We start from the raw sequence: 14,403 nt of genomic DNA, 5'->3' as shown, positions 1-14,403 counted from the left end.
CCATGCGCTATGCCTATCTCGGGCCCGAGGGGACGTTTACAGAGGCGGCGGCGGCCGTGCTCGCCACCTCGCGGGCTCGCGCCGACGCGGAGCTCGTCCCCTGCGCCTCCGTCGGCGCCGCCCTTACCGCGGTGCGGACCGGAGCGGCCGAACGTGCGGTGGTGCCCATCGAGTCATCGGTCGAGGGCATCGTCACCGCGACGGTCGATGACCTGGCGGGCGGCGGTGACGTGCTCATCTGGGCCGAGACGCGGCTGCCCATCGAGTTCGGGCTGCTCGCGCGCGAAGGCACCACGCTGGCCGACGTGAAGACGGTCGGCGGTCACCCGCAGGCGGAGGGCCAGTGCAGGCGGTGGCTGGCGACGAACCTCCCTGGGCGCGAATGGGTGCCGCTCTCCTCCAACGCCGAGGCGGCACGGCGGGTCGGTGAGGGTGATCTGGACGCTGCGCTTGCCTCGGCCGCGGCCGCTCCCCGGTACGGCCTGACAGTGCTCGCTCCCGACGTGCACGACCGGTCGAACGCGATGACCCGGTTCGTCGAGGTGGCGCCGCCCGGCTCGCTGCCGCCGCCAACCGGGGCTGACCGGACCTCGCTCGCCGCGTTCCTCGCGGATGACCACGCGGGCGCGCTAATGGAGATCCTCACCGAGTTCGCGGTGCGCGGGATCAACCTGTCCACGATCCAGTCGCGGCCAACGGGGGACGGGCTTGGCAGCTACTTTTTCTTCATCGACTGCGAGGGGCACATCGACGATGCCCGCGTCGGCGAGGCGATGATGGGCGTCCGCCGTGTCTGCGCCGAGGTCCGGTTCCTCGGCAGCTATCCGCGCTGTGACGGAGGGCGGACACAGGTCAGGCGAGGGACATCGGATGCGGAGTTCGCCGAGGCGGCGGCCTGGCTGGCCCGGCTCAGGTACGGCCGTCCCTGACCTGGCTAAACCAGGTCAGGGAGGTAACCGTCAGCGAAAGAATCCGAGCCGAAGAGGCCGGGCAGTCAAAGGTACGGGCCCGAGCCGCGTGATGGCTGGTCCGGGTCGGGGGCGGGCATGATGCCCGGGGGAAGCGCGCGGCGCATCTGCTCGAGTTGGGCCCTGGCCGCCATCTGCTGCGCGAACAGGGTGGTCTGAATGCCGTGGAACAGGCCCTCGAGCCAGCCCACGAGCTGAGCCTGCGCGACGCGAAGCTCCGCCTCGCTCGGCGTCCCGTCCTCGAACGGGAGCGATAGCCGCTCAAGTTCCGCGATGAGCTCAGGCGCGAGCCCGTCCTCAAGCTCCTTGATGGAGTTCTGGTGGATCTCCTTCAGCCGCGCGCGGCTCTTCTCATCAAGCGGCGCGGACTTAACCTCCTCGAGCAACTGGCGGATCATCGAGCCGATCCGCATGACCTTGGCCGGCTGCTCGACCATCTCGGTGACCGAACGCTCTGCTTGCGCGTCCCCGAGGTCGTCCTGGGCGGTGCCGATGGCCATGCCGTCGGGCCCGACGACGACGACCTGATGCCTTCCCTGGTCTTCTGGGCTGTTTTCGTCGCTCATGGTTCACACGCTATCGGGTTGCCGCGGTCACTCGGTGCGCAGCACGATCTTCCCCGTGTGGCTGGACGCCGTCATGATGCGGTGCGCCTCGCCCGCCTGCCTCATGGGCAGTTCGCGGTCGATGACGGGCCGGATCACGCCCGCGTCCACGAGCGGCCACACGTTCGCGGCCACCGCCTTGACGATGCTGGCCTTCTGCTCCGCGGGCCGGGCACGCAGCGTGGTGGACATGATGGTGCCACGCTTGGACATGAGCAGGCTAAGGTCGAGTTCCGCGGTGCGGCCCTGCTGCAGCCCGATGTTCGCGATCCGCCCGTCCGGGGCGAGAGCGGCGAGGTTTCTTGCCAGGTAGCCGGCGCCGATGATGTCGAGAATCACGTCCGCACCGTGGCCGCCGGTGGCTTCCATCAGCCGCTCCGCGAAGTCGTCTTCCCGGTAGTTGATCAAGATGTCCGCGCCGAGTTCGCGGCAGGCGTCGAGCTTCTCCTGCGAGCCGGCGGTGACCGCGACAATGGCCCCGGCGTGCTTGCCGAGCTGGATCGCGGTCGTGCCGATGCCGCCGCCGCCGCCGTGGATGAGCAGCGTCTCACCGCTGGCCAGGCGGGCGCCCTGGAAGACGTTGGAGTACACGGTGCAGACCGTCTCGGGTAGGGCGGCGGCCTCGAACAGCGTCGTGCTCTGCGGAACGCGCAGCAACTGGCCCGCGGGCACCGCGACCTTCTCGGCGTAACCGCCGCCGGCCAGCAGGGCGCACACCTGCTCGCCGACACGCCAGCCGGCCACTCCCTCGCCGAGCGCCGCGATGGTGCCCGAGCACTCGAGACCTGGGTAGGCCGGCGCACCCTGGGGCGGCGGGTAGAACCCCTGGCGCTGCATCATGTCGGCCCTGTTGACGGCCGACGCAGCCACGTCGATGAGGACCTCGCCCGGCGCCGGCTGCGGGTCAGGCACCTCGATCCACTGGAGAACCTCGGGACCGCCTGGCTCGCTGATGATGACCGCGTGCATAGCTGCCTCCTTGCGCGGGAACCTCATGGACAGGGTCTGTCAATGCCACCGGGCGGGGTGCTGCGTAATGAGCTGACGATATCGCGGTGAGATCGCGGGTATCCCCTGCGGCGGCGTGCCGCTACGAGCATGGCAATGAACCGAACAGGTGGCTATTGGGGGCGGCCAATGACACCGAACGAGCATGACAATCCCGAAACGGACCACGAGCTGAAGACGACGGAAGTCTTCCCGTTCGGGCCCGGCGGTGCCGGGCGCGACGAACGGGATCCCGGCGCCACGCTGCCCGACGTGCCGGTGATGGAGCAGTTGCCGAACTCCGACGCGCTGCCCGACCCCGAGTTTCCGGAGATGCCCGCACCGGCGCGAGACTACGCGAGCGGCGTACTCGACTTTCCCCCGTACCCCGAGCCGACCGACGGGCCCCGCGCGCCTGCCTGGCCGAGGCCGCCGGAAACCTGGCCCCACGAGCCCGTCCGGCCCCACGAGCCCGTCCGGCCGGCCGAGCCTGGCGAGCCCGCCGAGGCTGTCGAGCCTGCCGAGCACCGGCCGGCCGGCCGCCCGTGCTGGTCGCCGCACCCGTACACGGCGCCGCGGGAACCGGATCAGGCGCCTCCGCTGCACGGCCCCTCGGTGCCGTGGTCTGCGGTCCGCGCGGCGGCGGACCACGAGGCGCCCGGCCAGCCGCTCACCGCGCCGCCCCCGCTTGATACGAACGGCACCAGGACGCCGCCAGATGGCCTCGAACGGCCGAACTCGGAGGCACTCAGCTCCGACCTGCTGCTTCAGGGCAGGCGGCCACGGCCGGACAGCGGCTGGCGGCAGACGGTGTACCGCGCGAGCGGCGGCCTGATCCGCGTCGGCGAATCGTCGGCCGGCCTGCGGCGGCGCGAACTGACCGGCCGCGTCAAGACCCCGATCGCAGGCGGTCATCACCGGGTGGCCGTGCTCAGCCTCAAGGGCGGGGTGGGCAAGACCACGGCGACCGTCGCCCTCGGCGCCACCCTGGCGTCGCTGCGCGGTGACCGGGTGATTGCGGTGGACGGGAACCCCGACAGGGGCACCCTGTCGGACAAGGTCCGGCTCGAAACCACGGCCACCATCCGCGACCTGCTCAATGAGCGCGCGATGATCGGCAGGTACGCCGACGTCCGCAAGTTCACGTCCCAGGCACCGAGCAGGCTCGAGATCCTCGCGTCCGACCGCGACCCGGGGGTCTCGGTGGCGTTCAGCGCCGACGACTACCGTGCGGTGGTCGGCGTGCTCGAGCACTACTACTCGATCTGCATCACCGACTGCGGTACCGGCCTGCTGCATTCGGCCATGTCGGGGATACTCGAACTCGCTGACCAGATCGTTCTCGTCAGCTCCCCGTCGGTGGACGGCGCGCGCAGCGCGAGCGCGACGCTCGACTGGCTGGAGGCGCACGACTACGGCGACCTGGTGCGCAACGGGGTCGTCGTGCTGTCCGCGATCCGGCGCAACAGCAGGTCAACCGTCGACCTGGACCGCCTGGAACAGCACTTCGCCGCCCGCTGCCGCGCGGTCGTGCGCATCCCGTACGACCCGCATCTCGAGGAGGGGGCAGAGGTGGAACTCGAGTACCTCAGCGCCGAGACCGCCGACGCCTACCTGACCCTCGCCGCCCTGGTAGCCGACGGCTTCGCCCGGCCCGGCCGTTCGATCGCGAATGCCGCGTCAAGCTCGCCGCTCGCGTAAGGTTATGCACACAGGAGGGCTCGCCTAGTGGCCGATGGCGGTTGTCTTGAAAACAACTAGGTCGGGAGACCGACCTCGTGGGTTCGAATCCCACGCCCTCCGCTCGGCACTCCCTGTTCGGTTGGCTTCGCCAACCTTCCCACGGCTCGCGGAGGATATCTTCCGGGGGGACGACCCCCCGGAACCCCCCGATGCCGGCTTGCGCCGGCAAGAGCTGCGGACGATTCCACTTCTGGTGCCGCCTTGTTAAGTCGGGCTTTCGCCCGGCAAGCCTGCGCGGGATGCCGCCGGATTGTTGGTTCAGGTCCTATCCAGAACCTTTAAGATCTCCCAAAGTTATCGATATTCATCGTTTCCTATCCGTTATCAACAAAGCGATAACTAATCGTTGGGTAGCGCCGTCTTAAATGTCGTAAGTCTCACGGGATGACTGACTGACGGAGGAGTAGGACATGGCGCGCAAGATGCTGAAGGTTGTCGCGGGGGCGGCGGCGCTGCTGAGCCTGGGCGCGGGAGTGGCGAACGCGGCGACCACATCGGCGACGGCGTCGGGCTGGCAATCGGTCGGCCGTAGCGGAGTCGGCGGTGAGGTCACGGCGGTCACTTCGGTCATGTACTCGGGCGGGAAGGTCGCGGAGTTCGCGTTCGCCTTCCACGGCACTAAGCCGTCGATGTACACCCGCAGCGGCAACGGGTCATGGGCCTTCGACACCATCAACGTCGCGAAGACCGGCGAGCGGATCGTGTCGGCCAAGGCAATCGCGCCCAACGAGGTGCTGGCGGCCACCAGCCTGGGCCGGGTGCTGAAGAGGACCGGCCAAACGTGGACGGTCCTTGGGGCATTCGGCGCGGAGATCGGCAGCGCGTCCTTCCTCTCGGCGAGCAACGTCTGGGTGTTCGGCACCTCCGCGAAGGGCGGCGGGAACCTGGGCGTGTGGCACTTCAACGGGAAGGCCTGGACCCGGGTGGCGAAGGGCTACGCCAACGGCAGCGCGCAGTCGTCCAAGAGCGTGTGGGCGGCCTCGGGCACGACGCTTGAGCACTGGAATGGCGCGAAGTGGACGGCCACGAGCGTCGCCGGGTTCCTGTCGACCAGGAACGCGACCGTGAGCACGATCTTCACCGGCGGCTGCGGCGGCTGTGCCCCGTTCGCCATTGTCTCCGAGCACGCGAAGCCCGCCGGCGGCGGTGGCCCGGTCGTGGTCCTGGAGTACAACGGCCATGCCTGGGTGAAGGTCGCTACCTACGCTTCGGGCAGCGCGGTTCCCGGTGCGGCCGCGGCCGACGGTGCCGCGGGCCTGTGGTTCCCGGTCAGCGAGGGCGCTGGCAAGCCCGCGCGGCTGCTGCACTACGGCAACGCCCACCGCACGCTCACCGTGGCGACGCTCCCCGGCCTCACCACTGACCCGGCAGGCAGCGCGATCAGCAGCATCGCCCAGATTGGCGCATCCACCAGGGAATTGGCCGGAGGCGACGCGGTCGGTGCGAGGGGCAACCTCATCGCGAAGATCTACTACCTCAGCTAGCTCAAGCGCGCAAACAGCGTGAGCGGCACGGCCGGCCCGCCCGGGTTCCGGGCAGGCCGGCCGTTCGCGCACTACAGTGAGGCACCTGAGGTTGCCGGCGGGTGCGGAGGACGGATGGGCCACGGAAAGATCGGTCCCTACCCGCTCAATCGCGTAGCGCTCGGCGACTGCGCCGAGCTCGGCGCCGTCCTGCCCGACGAGAGCATCGACGTGCTCGTCACCTCGCCGCCCTACTGGGGACAGCGGATGTCCGGCGGCATGGGCGTGGAGGAAGACCCGCGAGAGTACGTCAGGCGGCTGGTGCAGATATTCCGGGTCTTCCTGCCGAAGCTGAAGGAGGACGGCCTCGTCTGGATCAACATCGGCGACGCGTACAACACGCCGGTCAACTGGCGCCCAGGCGATCACGGCTATAGCTCGCTCGGGCCGGACCAGGCGGGACTCGTCGCGAACAACTCGGCGTACATCAAGCCGCGGGCCAAGCGGAAGGCCTACCTCCGGCGGGCCGACGCACCGTGGCTGACCTACGGCAACCTGCTCGCGTTGCCCTACCGGATGGTCATCGGCATGTGCGACGACGGCTGGCTCTTCCGCGGCGAGGTCATCTGGCGGAAGAAGAATCCCATGCCAGAGGGGCGCTGCCGCCGGCCGCACCGGGCGCATGAGCCTGTGTATCTCTTCACCCGGTCGGAAAAGCACGCCTTCCTTACCGACCCGCCGGTGAAAAGCGTCTGGGAATTCTCGAACGAGCGGATAGCGGGCCCGGCCCATTATTCGCGATTCCCGCTTGAGCTGCCGCGACGGTGCGTCTCCGCGCTTGGCCGCTGCGGTGCGGACGTAGTGGTGCTCGACCCGTTCTCCGGCAGCGGCACGTCCGGGCTGGCGGCGCTGTCCCTTGGCTGCTCGTACGTGGGTTTCGAGATCGATCCGGAACAGGTTGCCGCCTCTAACGCCAGGCTGGAGGCCGCAGACGCCGGCGGACCAAGTTGAGTCGGCTGCCCGAGCCCACCGGCCCCGGCGTGGCGGTGGGCATTGTGACCTGATCCGAGTAGCAGGAGGCTATTATCCAGGCTAGGTAGATTATGGGCGTTCTGGAGGAGGCGTAGGGGGCCATGTCGCGACGGACGATGATCCTCTTCGCCTGGCTTATCATCGGCGCGGCCGCCGCCGGGCAGCGCGGCTATTTCACCAACATGCCCGCTACCTGCAGCGCGGGCGCGACGATCGCGGCGACCATGGTGACCGGCCCGCTCAACTACCTCGGCGTGAATCCGCAGATCACCTGCAACTGGCCGGTGCCCTCCACGTCCTGACCCCGCCGTCAACTACGACAGCGTGTAGGAGCGAGGTAGGCTTCCATCCATGGATGAGCTGCCGCCGTTTAACTGGAGCGAAGCCGCCACAAACTGGCAATTCGCCCCGGTCGTGACCGCGTTCACCGCGGTTGTCGCGGTGGCGTACCTGTGGGGCGTGCTCCGCGTGCGGCGCCGCCACCCGCGCCGTCCGTGGCCGCTGCGCCGGACCATCCCGTTCCTGCTCGGCCTGCTCGTCATCAACGCGGCGACGCAGAGCGGGATCGGCACGTACGACGACACCCTGTTCTGGGATCACATGATCCAGCACCTGATGCTGCTCATGATCGCGCCGCCGCTGCTCGTCGCGGGCCAGCCCGTGACGCTGCTGCTGCACGCCAGCAGGAATCCGCTGCACACCGGTGTCAAGAGGATCGTCAGGTCGCGCCCGGTGGCCTGGCTCACTTGGCCCGGTTTTGTCGTTGCGGCCTACGCGGCGACGGTCGTCGGCACCCACCTGACCGGCTTTATGAACCTGGTTACCGGGTATGACGCGGTCCACGAGGCCGAGCACGTGCTCTACCTGGTCGTCGGGTACCTGTACTTCCTGCCGCTGATCGGCAGGGAACCTATCAAGTGGAAGGTGTCGTATCCGCTGCGGCTCTTCCTGCTGTTCATCGCGATGCCGGTGGACGCGTTCACGGGAGTCGTACTCGGCTCCTACCAGACCGATCCGTTCGTCCCGATGGAGCCGCGGACCTGGGGTCCCTCCCCGGTCAGCGACCTGCACGAGGGGGGTGCCGTCATGTGGATCGGCGGCGCGGCCATCATGTTCGTGGTGATCATGGTGACCTTCTTCCAGTGGACTAGGGAGACCCGGTCTTCGGCGGCCATGGGCTGGCTGGAGGCGGCGCGCCGGGTAAGCATGGCCGAACGGATCGCGGAGTCCAGCCCGGCCGGGCCAGCCGGTGACCCGGCCCGGAATGGCACCCAAGGTGCCTCCCCGCGGCTGACTGACGTCGATGAAGACGACGATCAGCTCGCGGCTTACAACGCCTATCTCACCAGGATCAACAGTCATGGCAGTGACGGCGGCAGCGTCGGCTAAGCCTTGAGTGTGATCTAGATCACATATAACGCCTGGCAACGGTGATGATCGCGTGAGGCCATCCATCATGGCTGTTTCTACAGTGAAAAGTGAGTCCGTGCAGCTTAGCCCGCACATGGACCGCCATGCGGTTGACTGTCATGCCGGGGGTGCAGGATGAAAGGCAAACAGCGTTGACCGTCAACATCAGCAAGGCTGACCAACAGTACGTGGACGATGCCCTCACCATCGAGGACGAGTATGAGTCCGAGCTCGCGGCCGTGCAGGTGGAGCTGACCCGGTTCGAGGTGGCGCCGCAGGAGTACGCCGCCCGCCGTGCCGAGATCGCCGCACGCGCCTACTTCAAGCTTGCCGAGGCCCACAAGAGGTTCCTGGGCCGGAACAACTGACAGGCGGCCGCGACACGCCGGTAGCGCTCTCTACGGAAATCTACGGATCGTGCTAGATGGCGTCATAGAGTCCGATCGTGGACCCCGTACGGAATCCCTATGCGCCAGGAGCCGGGCAGCGGCCGCCGGAACTCGCCGGGCGCGACCGCGAGATCAGCCAGTTCGAGGTAGTTCTCGAGCGAGTAGCCCGGGCCAGGCCAGAACGGTCCATGGTGCTCACCGGCCTGCGCGGCGTGGGCAAGACCGTTCTGCTCAACACGTTCCGGTCGATGGCACTACAGCGGCTGTGGGGAACGGGCAAGCTCGAGGCGCGGCCCGACCAGTCCATCCGGCGCCCGGTCGCGAGCGCGCTGCACATGGCGGTACGCGAACTCGCGCCCAGGCACCGCGCGCCGGAGCGTATCGACGACTTCCTCGGCGTGCTCAAGGCGTTCGCGCTCCGCGACCCGAAGGCACCCAAGGGATCCACCGTTAGCGCCCAGTTCGGCATCGACGTGCCCGCCGCCCGCGGGCGGGCCGACTCAGGCGATCTCGAGGTCGACCTGACGGAACTGTTCACCGACGCCGCCTCGGTCGCCGCCGACCTCGGCGTGGGCATCGCGCTGTTCGTCGACGAGATGCAGGACATCCCGGCCACGGACGTGTCCGCCCTCTGCGCCGCCTGTCACGAGCTCTCCCAGGTCGGCGGGCCGCTCATCGTGGTGGGCGCGGGCCTGCCGCACCTGCCCTCGGTGCTGTCGGCGAGCAAGAGTTATTCAGAACGGTTGTTTCGCTACGCCAGAATCGACCGGCTCGACCGCGAGGCGGCGGACCAGGCGCTCATCGCACCCGCCGAGCGCGAGGATGTGCTCTTCAAGCAGGACGCGCTCGACGCGCTGTACCGGGCCGCCGACGGTTACCCGTACTTCGTGCAGGCCTATGGCAAGGTGACCTGGGACGTGGCTGCGGCCAGCCCCATTAGCGGTGCCGACGTGGCCGTGGCGGCGCCCGAGGCGGAAGGGGAGCTCGCCGTCGGGTTCTTCGGGTCGCGCTACGAGCGCGCGACGCCAGCGGAGCGCGAGTACATGCGCGCCATGGCGGCGATCGGCGATGAGCCGGTGGCCACCTCAAGCGTGGCGGAAGAGCTCGCGAGGCGGCCGTCGAGCCTCTCCCCGGCGCGGGACGGCCTGATCAAGAAGGGCCTGATCTACAGCTCGGAGCGGGGCCTGATCGCGTTCACCGTCCCGCACTTCGGCAAGTTCCTTAGGTCCCAGCCGGTGTAGCCGCAGCGAATTATCGAGGCTATTCGACTGTATTGGGTTTTTCTTATACGGGGTTAGACGCCTGTAGCGAATCCGCCGTGGGCGCGTGCCACACCTCGGCGACGCCCGGGGCGACGTCCAGCGTTCCGACGCGGACCGGAGCCCGCCGGCCGGCCAGGTAGACGGCGAAAACCATCTCCACGCGCCTGCTGCCGAGGACGCCGGGGAAAACAAGGAAACGCCAGCACCCCTCCCGCCACACGTCGACCGGCCGATCGGTGACGAGGTACCGCCGGTACCTTCGCCACGGCGCGCTCGCCTCGAGTGTGGAGAACGTACGGGCGAGGGGAACCTCGCGCAGCTCGCACGGATCGGCGTGGCTCATCCTGGTCAGGATCTCGCCCACCTCGGGTGACAGCACGGCGAGCACGGCGAGCTCGGCCGCGACGACCGCGAGCGTCAGCCCGGCCTGCCCGGCCGAGCCAGGCATCCGCAACGGCGGCACGCCGATCGAGGACAGCGCGGCCAGGCACAGCACGGCCGTCCGTGCGATCGTCCGCAGGCTCACGGGGGTGTGGCTCAGTTCGCCGAAGCAGCCGCAGCCGGCCTCCGGCCGGCGGTCGCGCAGCTCGTGCAGCGCGCCCACCGCCGTGATGAACAGCAGCGCCGTCGCGGCGCGAACGGCGAGTGCGGGCACTCCCGTGCCGATGCGGCCGGCGGTGAGCAGCAAGCCCACGCCGAGCGCGAGTTCTGCCGTGCACAGGCCGAGGGCGGCCGTTCGGCGCAGCCGGACTGGGAAGATCACGGTCGGCCCCGTCTCCGCCTCGAGGGAGCGAGCGCGTATCGCCTGTGCCGCCTTGGCAGCACTGCCGCAGACAAGCAGCGCGGCGAGGATCGGAATCTGCACCTCACGTACGACGTCAAGGATGTCTGCCCCGCTCACAGGTACCCCAGTGTCGCGTTGAAGCAGCCGTTCTCTAGGTTGCCGCCGAGTTCGGCGAAGGCCACCATGGTCAGGTCGGCCACCCGTCCCTTTGGTGACGTACCGCATTGCACGCAGCGGTCGCAGAACTGCCTGGCCATGGCCCCATCGCTGGTGACGGGGAGCACGGCTCCCCGGTCGGCGCACTCGTTGCGGACCCGGACGGCGCTGCCAAGCGACAGGAACGGCAGCCGGGCGCATCCGGTGCCGCCGCGTGCGGGTCGGTCGCCTGTCTCCGGGTCGAGTGCGGGGTAACCGAGGCCAAGCAGGTCGTCCGGCTCGTCGTCCGGCTCGTGCCAGACGGCCGATCCGCTGACCGGGACAGGGACAGGGACGGAACCGCTGACGAGCGGCGGCGCGGGCAAGTGACCTGCGTGGTAGGTGGGCTGTGCGGTGGCGGGTGCCACCGCGAGCAGGTAGTCGGAGTGCCTGGTGCCGATGACGTCGATCAGGTAGCCGGGGGTGAGCCTGGGGAACCGCACCTGGATCTGCCGCTGCGCCGCCGTGGCTATCACGACCCGCCGCGGCTGCCGGTCGTGGCGCCCGCCGTCGACCAGGATCTCGCGCGCGTCCACCGCGACGATCGTGCCGGTGACCCGGCCGATCCTGGCCCAGATGCGCTCGGCGAGGCGCGGAGTCCGCGAGTACGCGCCAGCGGACCGGTGCCTGACGATGACAGGATCGCCGGGGCGCAGCACGGACAGTGCGGCGCGCGCACCGAGCCAGGTGACGGTGGTGGGAGAGACTGTCACCGCTTCAGTCCCATGACGCCCCTCGAGCACCATGGTGTCGTCGTTTACCTTCGCAATGACTCCGGTGAGCACGGAGGCGGCTCGGGCCGGGCGCTGTGTCCAGTGACGATGATCATCGGTCTCGAAGACCGCGGCCCGCAGCAGGGCGCGCCGGGCGTACCAGGCTGAAGTGCCGTATTCGGTCAGGTCTTCCCAACTCGCGTTAATGGGTGCCATATGACGCACTTGCCTGACGTGCGATTGCGGCCGTCGCCATGCCATGTCCGACCATCCCCATATTGGCATGGACGCGTCAAGCGATTCGGCGATTTCGGTCCGCTATGCCCCAGCGATATGTCGGTTATGCGGCATTGATTCATGCATTCGTTTGCCGTCGCTGCCCCGCACTTCTCGGGGGGAGTGAGTGGTGACCCGCCTTGGCCGAGGGCGTATCGTAGCCGAGTACTTACTCTAAGTAGCACCGGCTGGAGCATAGGGCACGCATGAGCGTCGGGGACCGCGTCGCGTTTGGCGAGTACGTACGTGATCGCAGTCACGCGCTCCTCCGGTCCGCCCAGGCGCTCACCGGCAATCGCGCCGACGCCGAGGACCTTGTCCAGGCCACCCTGGTCAAGGCCTATCAATCCTGGGACCGGATCGACGATGCCGCCGCGCTCGACACCTATGTCCGCCGGGTGATGGTGAACACGCACATTTCCGGCTGGCGTCGGCGCCGGGTCGACGAGTACCCGACCGACGAGATCCCCGATGCCCCCAGTGCCGGGGACGCCACCAGGGACAGCGACCTGCGCGATGTCGTACAGCGGGCGCTCGACCGGCTGCCGCGCCAGATGCGCGCCGCCGTCATGCTCCGGTTCTACGACGACATGACGGAGCCCGAGGTGGCCGCGGCGCTCGGCGTATCGGTGGGGACGGTCAAGTCCACCGTGGCCCGGGCGGTGGCCAAGCTCAGGAAGGACGCCGAGCTCGGGGACGGCGACCAGCCGGGTCTGCAGGATCCGTCGTTAGATCCCTACCCCGCGGGGGGTGTAAATGCGACATTGGTCCGTGGCAATATCCCTGTAATAAGGCACCTGGCGCGGCCACGGTCTAGCTAGCCCGGGTACTCGACGAGGAGATGCGGGGAACGCCGTATGGACAGCACGATGATGGATTTCCCGCTGACGATCACGACGGTCATGCGGTATGGCACCACGGTGTTCGGCGGTAAGGAGGTCGTCACCTGTGCGGGCGACCAGCCGGCCAGGCGGCGGAGCTACGCGGCCGTCGGCGAGCGGGCGGCCCGGCTGGCCGGCGCCCTGCGATCGCTCGGAGTGGACGCTGATCAGCGGGTCGGGACGTTCATGTGGAACAACGCCGAGCATCTCGAGGCCTACCTGGCGATCCCGTCGATGGGTGCCGTGCTGCACACGCTTAACCTGCGCCTGTCCGCCGACCAGGTTGGCTACATCGCCACCCACGCCGGCGACCACGCGGTGATCGTGGACGCGTCGCTGATCCCGCTGTTCGCCCCGGTGCTACCGCTGGCGCAGACCATCAGGCACGTGATCGTCTCCGGCCCCGCCGATGACGAGGCGCTCGCCCAGCTGGCCGGTCCCGGCCGCGAGGTGCACTCCTATGAGGACCTGCTTGCCGCCGCGCCCGCCGTCTTCGACTGGCCGCAGCTCGACGAGCGGTCCGCGGCCGCCATGTGCTACACGAGCGGGACGACCGGGCTGCCGAAGGGCGTGGCGTACAGCCACCGCTCCTCGTATCTGCATTCCATGGCGGCGTGCACCATGAACGGGCTGCGCGTCGGCGAGCATGACCGGATCATGCCGATCGTTCCGCAGTTCCACGCGAACGCCTGGGGACTGCCGTATGCCGCGATGATGTCCGGCGCCAACCTTGTCATGCCAGACCGGTTCATGATCCCTGACGCGATCGTCAAGCTCATCGAGACGGAGCGGGCCACCGTGGGCGCCGGGGTGCCGACGATCTGGCAGGGCGTGCTCGCCCACCTGCGCGCCAACGGCGGGGATATCTCCTCGCTGCGCACCCTGGTCTGCGGCGGCTCGGCGTTGCCGGAGGCGGTGATGCGCGCGTACGCCAGCGAGTACGGCGTCGTCATGACGCACGCCTGGGGCATGACCGAGCTGTCACCCCTGGGCTCGATCGCCCGCGAGCCCGTCGGCGTCACGGGCGAGGAGGTCTGGCCGTACCGTGCGTCTCAGGGGCGGCTGGTCTGCGGAGTGGAGGGCCGGCTCACCGGGGACGACGGCGAGGTGGTGCCTTCGGACGGCAAGGCCGTCGGCGAGCTCGAGACTCGCGGTCCGTGGATCACCGCGTCGTACTACAAGGACCCCGCGCCGGAGAAGTTCCACGACGGCTGGCTGCGCACCGGCGACGTCGGCAGCCTGGACCCAGAGGGCTTCGTCCGGCTCACCGACCGGGCCAAGGACGTGATCAAGTCGGGCGGCGAGTGGATCTCGTCGATGGAACTCGAGAACCTGCTCATGGCGCACCCGGACGTGGCGGAGGCCGCCGTGATCGGCGTGCCCGACGAGAAGTGGGGCGAGCGCCCGCTGGCCGCCGTTGTGCTCCGTCCGGGCGCGAGCCAGGTGTCACCCGATGAGCTGCGCGCCTATCTTGGCGAGCGGATTCCCCGCTGGCAACTCCCCGAGCGCTGGTCCTTCATCGATGAGGTGCCGAAGACCTCGGTCGGCAAGTTCCAGAAGACCTCGCTGCGCGACCGCTACGCCGCGGGCTCGCTCGACGTGACCACCCTCGGTCCCGTTCCGCACTGAGCCACGGTCGCCGCGGGCGCCCCGGACTCGGCACTCGCTTTGCCGAGTCCGGCCAGCCTCCGGTAC

The 14,403-nt window shown here is 68.9% G+C and carries 14 protein-coding genes and 1 tRNA gene; 11 read left to right on the top strand and 4 right to left on the bottom strand.

Annotated features, from left to right (window positions below):
* Positions 1–2: 2 nt before the first annotated feature.
* Entirely contained in the window at positions 3–929 is a 927-nt protein-coding gene (gene pheA / locus EAS64_RS29735) for a prephenate dehydratase (RefSeq protein ID WP_145858424.1), read from the top strand.
* Positions 930–994: 65 nt separating this feature from the next.
* On the opposite strand, the gene EAS64_RS29730 is transcribed toward pheA, so the two are convergent.
* Positions 995–1,534 (bottom strand): bacterial proteasome activator family protein, encoded by a 540-nt coding sequence (locus EAS64_RS29730; protein ID WP_145858422.1) that lies wholly within the window; start codon positions 1,532–1,534, stop codon positions 995–997.
* A 27-nt stretch (positions 1,535–1,561) separates the two neighbouring features.
* Positions 1,562–2,542 carry an NAD(P)H-quinone oxidoreductase gene (locus EAS64_RS29725; RefSeq protein ID WP_145858420.1) on the bottom strand — a complete coding sequence of 327 codons (981 nt, stop codon included), beginning with the start codon at positions 2,540–2,542 and terminating at the stop codon, positions 1,562–1,564.
* Positions 2,543–2,710: 168 nt separating this feature from the next.
* Between EAS64_RS29725 and EAS64_RS29720 the strand changes: the two genes are divergently transcribed.
* The 8 genes from EAS64_RS29720 to EAS64_RS29685 all read left to right on the top strand — a co-directional run bounded on the left by EAS64_RS29720 (position 2,711) and on the right by EAS64_RS29685 (position 9,838).
* Positions 2,711–4,261 carry a MinD/ParA family ATP-binding protein gene (locus EAS64_RS29720; protein ID WP_145858419.1) on the top strand — a complete coding sequence of 517 codons (1,551 nt, stop codon included), beginning with the start codon at positions 2,711–2,713 and terminating at the stop codon, positions 4,259–4,261.
* A gap of 13 nt (positions 4,262–4,274) precedes the next feature.
* A tRNA-Ser gene (locus EAS64_RS29715) sits at positions 4,275–4,363 on the top strand.
* A 350-nt stretch (positions 4,364–4,713) separates the two neighbouring features.
* A complete protein-coding gene (locus EAS64_RS29710) occupies positions 4,714–5,787 on the top strand; it encodes a hypothetical protein (RefSeq protein WP_145858417.1) in 1,074 nt (357 codons plus the stop codon).
* Between the two features lie 114 nt (positions 5,788–5,901).
* Complete coding sequence (locus tag EAS64_RS29705) at positions 5,902–6,777, top strand: DNA-methyltransferase (protein WP_145858416.1); 876 nt, start codon at positions 5,902–5,904, stop codon at positions 6,775–6,777.
* 122 nt (positions 6,778–6,899) lie between these two features.
* On the top strand, positions 6,900–7,100 hold the full coding sequence (locus EAS64_RS29700; RefSeq protein ID WP_145858414.1) for a hypothetical protein: 201 nt from the start codon (positions 6,900–6,902) through the stop codon (positions 7,098–7,100).
* A 49-nt stretch (positions 7,101–7,149) separates the two neighbouring features.
* Positions 7,150–8,187, top strand: a complete 1,038-nt coding sequence (locus tag EAS64_RS29695; protein ID WP_145858412.1) for a cytochrome c oxidase assembly protein — start codon at positions 7,150–7,152, stop codon at positions 8,185–8,187.
* A 173-nt stretch (positions 8,188–8,360) separates the two neighbouring features.
* The gene (locus EAS64_RS29690) at positions 8,361–8,576 is read left to right on the top strand and encodes a hypothetical protein (protein WP_145858411.1); all 216 of its coding nucleotides are present in this window, start codon (positions 8,361–8,363) and stop codon (positions 8,574–8,576) included.
* A gap of 77 nt (positions 8,577–8,653) precedes the next feature.
* On the top strand, positions 8,654–9,838 hold the full coding sequence (locus EAS64_RS29685) for an ATP-binding protein (RefSeq protein ID WP_145858409.1): 1,185 nt from the start codon (positions 8,654–8,656) through the stop codon (positions 9,836–9,838).
* 43 nt (positions 9,839–9,881) lie between these two features.
* Here the strand turns inward: EAS64_RS29685 and EAS64_RS29680 are convergent, their stop codons facing one another.
* Both EAS64_RS29680 and EAS64_RS43920 read right to left on the bottom strand, forming a co-directional pair.
* Positions 9,882–10,760 (bottom strand): MauE/DoxX family redox-associated membrane protein, encoded by an 879-nt coding sequence (locus EAS64_RS29680; RefSeq protein WP_187366269.1) that lies wholly within the window; start codon positions 10,758–10,760, stop codon positions 9,882–9,884.
* Complete coding sequence (locus tag EAS64_RS43920; RefSeq protein WP_187366268.1) at positions 10,757–11,767, bottom strand: hypothetical protein; 1,011 nt, start codon at positions 11,765–11,767, stop codon at positions 10,757–10,759. Before EAS64_RS43920 ends, EAS64_RS29680 begins: the two co-directional genes overlap by 4 nt.
* A gap of 266 nt (positions 11,768–12,033) precedes the next feature.
* Here EAS64_RS43920 and EAS64_RS29675 point away from each other — a divergent pair, with 266 nt between their 5' ends.
* Both EAS64_RS29675 and EAS64_RS29670 read left to right on the top strand, forming a co-directional pair.
* Positions 12,034–12,648 (top strand): SigE family RNA polymerase sigma factor, encoded by a 615-nt coding sequence (locus tag EAS64_RS29675; protein WP_145858406.1) that lies wholly within the window; start codon positions 12,034–12,036, stop codon positions 12,646–12,648.
* A gap of 36 nt (positions 12,649–12,684) precedes the next feature.
* On the top strand, positions 12,685–14,337 hold the full coding sequence (locus tag EAS64_RS29670) for a long-chain fatty acid--CoA ligase (protein ID WP_145858405.1): 1,653 nt from the start codon (positions 12,685–12,687) through the stop codon (positions 14,335–14,337).
* Positions 14,338–14,403 lie beyond the last annotated feature (66 nt).

This window comes from Trebonia kvetii (assembly GCF_007827045.1).
Lineage (GTDB): Bacteria > Actinomycetota > Actinomycetes > Streptosporangiales > Streptosporangiaceae > Trebonia > Trebonia kvetii.
The sequence above is the reverse complement of the archived record's forward strand: the minus strand, read 5'-3'. Positions and strand labels throughout refer to the sequence as shown.

Excerpts from the sequence above, each read along its gene's own strand:
- pheA (WP_145858424.1), top strand. The coding sequence starts at position 3 with ATGCGCTATGCCTATCTCGGGCCCGAGGGGACGTTTACAGAGGCGGCG.
- EAS64_RS29730 (WP_145858422.1), bottom strand. The coding sequence starts at position 1,534 with ATGAGCGACGAAAACAGCCCAGAAGACCAGGGAAGGCATCAGGTCGTC.
- EAS64_RS29725 (WP_145858420.1), bottom strand. The coding sequence starts at position 2,542 with ATGCACGCGGTCATCATCAGCGAGCCAGGCGGTCCCGAGGTTCTCCAG.
- EAS64_RS29720 (WP_145858419.1), top strand. The coding sequence starts at position 2,711 with ATGACACCGAACGAGCATGACAATCCCGAAACGGACCACGAGCTGAAG.
- EAS64_RS29710 (WP_145858417.1), top strand. The coding sequence starts at position 4,714 with ATGGCGCGCAAGATGCTGAAGGTTGTCGCGGGGGCGGCGGCGCTGCTG.
- EAS64_RS29705 (WP_145858416.1), top strand. The coding sequence starts at position 5,902 with ATGGGCCACGGAAAGATCGGTCCCTACCCGCTCAATCGCGTAGCGCTC.
- EAS64_RS29700 (WP_145858414.1), top strand. The coding sequence starts at position 6,900 with ATGTCGCGACGGACGATGATCCTCTTCGCCTGGCTTATCATCGGCGCG.
- EAS64_RS29695 (WP_145858412.1), top strand. The coding sequence starts at position 7,150 with ATGGATGAGCTGCCGCCGTTTAACTGGAGCGAAGCCGCCACAAACTGG.
- EAS64_RS43920 (WP_187366268.1), bottom strand. The coding sequence starts at position 11,767 with ATGGCACCCATTAACGCGAGTTGGGAAGACCTGACCGAATACGGCACT.
- EAS64_RS29675 (WP_145858406.1), top strand. The coding sequence starts at position 12,034 with ATGAGCGTCGGGGACCGCGTCGCGTTTGGCGAGTACGTACGTGATCGC.
- EAS64_RS29670 (WP_145858405.1), top strand. The coding sequence starts at position 12,685 with ATGGACAGCACGATGATGGATTTCCCGCTGACGATCACGACGGTCATG.